The organism is Thiolapillus sp., assembly GCF_048562965.1.
Classification (GTDB): domain Bacteria; phylum Pseudomonadota; class Gammaproteobacteria; order Chromatiales; family Chromatiaceae; genus Thiolapillus; species Thiolapillus brandeum_A.
The window spans coordinates 1-1,649 of record NZ_JBHNMF010000672.1; the positions used below are offsets into that span (position 1 = coordinate 1).

A 1,649-nucleotide genomic window follows, 5' to 3' on the forward strand; every position below is an offset into this window, starting at 1 on the left:
CGCGTTCGGAGGCCTACTTTGTTTTCCCTCTGGCGCAAGGCACGCCGGGAAAACAGTGCGGCCTCGCGGCTACTGGGGTCTACCAGCCTTCGCTTCGCTCTCCATGGCTGGCAGCGGATGTAGACAGAGGATTGCCTTCAGCGTCCAGGAGCATTTTCTGCCAGAACACCTGGCTGTTGTCAGTTGCCAGCTTTGGCCGCCGTCCGTGCTGTTGCAGTAGAGAATATTGACTGCACCGGCCCCGTGTACGGATTCGATGCCCTCGTCGGGCGTGCCGATGGCCAGGTCATCGCAGCCGTCACCATTGAAATCGCCACTGCTCAGCGCCCGCCCAACAAGCGTGTCTTCGACCTCGTGATAGATTTTGGGACATCCCAGTCCCCAAAATCGACTCGGCCTTTGACAACCTATTGGTGCCCCAGCAGTCCTGGTCACCCAGCACTACGCAACAACCTCGCAAGCTCGTTGCTGCTCCGTACTTGGCTCCCATATGACTGGACGCCGCGTTCGGAGGCCTACTTTGTTTTCCCTCTGGCGCAAGGCACGCCGGGAAAACAGTGCGGCCTCGCGGCTACTGGGGTCTACCAGCCTTCGCTTCGCTCTCCATGGCTGGCAGCGAATGATCATTGGCTTCGGTGAATCCCGCGCCAGTAAGGCTCTGGTGCCATTTCTGTCCTGTGCCGGTCAGCAATCCGCTGGCGGAGCCATAGAGTATGGCCACGGCGCCCCCACCGTTGACGTTTCCAATGTCGGCGCCTTCAAAGGGGGCGCCAATGGCGAGGTCGGCATAGCCATCCTTGTTGAAGTCGCCGCTGGTCAATGCACCGCCGAAAAAATCATAAGACTGTGGGTTGAAGCCAATATTGCCAAGATTGGCCTGGGAGATGACCTGAGCATGGGTGCCGCTGATTACCGGCATGGCGCCATAGAGAATGATCACCACTCCAGCTGAGACATGGTTCGTGCCAGCGATACTGATATCTTCGTGAGGGGTACCGATGGCCAAATCGTCGAGACCGTCGCCATTGTAATCGCCCACGCTCAGGACCTCTCAAAACTGGTCTCCCTTTTCGGCTGCCGCACCATCGATATCGCGTTGTGTCCAGAATTGATGGGCTTCGGTGGTGAGTCCGTTCACCGTGCCATAGATGATGTTCACGGCCCCAGCATCTTCGATGGTTTCAAGGCCATCATAGGATTCCCAGTCTTCACGGGGAATGCCGATGGCGACATCTGCGTGGCCATCTCCGTTGAAATCTCCCGACTCCACCGCGTCAGCGAAAGAATCGCCGCTTTCAGTGCCGTCTTCCAGTACATCCTGAGTCCAGAGGCTGGCGTTCTCCGGTTTCAGGCCGCTGCCATCATCGTTGGGTAACACGCTGAATGCGCCTGCGTCTGTGATATCTCGTACATCTTCCCCGGATGCGCCGACGAGCAGGGCATCGTATCCTGAAGCCGTGGTCGAAAACAGCAGGGCCATTGCGCACAGGCAGAAAAATGTTGGAAAGGAAAAGGGTATCTTCATTGTTTTTTTGTAACTACTCACCCCTAAGATGAGTACAAGCCTGCCTCCATGGATCTACAATCGCTTTTTCATGTCTGTAGAGGCTTGACATCATAGTACGCCGAGTCTATGCTATTGACCCAAC

The 1,649-nt window shown here is 56.7% G+C and carries 4 protein-coding genes; 1 reads left to right on the top strand and 3 read right to left on the bottom strand.

Going from position 1 to position 1,649, the window contains the following annotated elements:
- Positions 1–69 precede the first annotated feature (69 nt).
- A complete protein-coding gene (locus tag ACOCD2_RS19015) occupies positions 70–363 on the bottom strand; it encodes an FG-GAP repeat protein (protein ID WP_293653008.1) in 294 nt (97 codons plus the stop codon).
- Here ACOCD2_RS19015 and ACOCD2_RS19020 point away from each other — a divergent pair.
- Positions 244–639, top strand: coding sequence for a hypothetical protein (locus ACOCD2_RS19020; protein ID WP_293653009.1), 396 nt, complete (start codon positions 244–246; stop codon positions 637–639). The two genes, ACOCD2_RS19015 and ACOCD2_RS19020, sit on opposite strands and share 120 nt — an antisense overlap.
- Here ACOCD2_RS19020 and ACOCD2_RS19025 read toward each other — a convergent pair.
- Both ACOCD2_RS19025 and ACOCD2_RS19030 read right to left on the bottom strand, forming a co-directional pair.
- Positions 572–1,039: an FG-GAP repeat protein gene (locus ACOCD2_RS19025; RefSeq protein WP_293675083.1), complete on the bottom strand. Its 468-nt coding sequence runs from the start codon at positions 1,037–1,039 to the stop codon at positions 572–574. The genes ACOCD2_RS19020 and ACOCD2_RS19025 overlap by 68 nt on opposite strands.
- A gap of 12 nt (positions 1,040–1,051) precedes the next feature.
- Positions 1,052–1,480 (bottom strand): FG-GAP repeat protein, encoded by a 429-nt coding sequence (locus tag ACOCD2_RS19030; RefSeq protein WP_293650377.1) that lies wholly within the window; start codon positions 1,478–1,480, stop codon positions 1,052–1,054.
- Between the last annotated feature and the right edge of the window lie 169 nt (positions 1,481–1,649).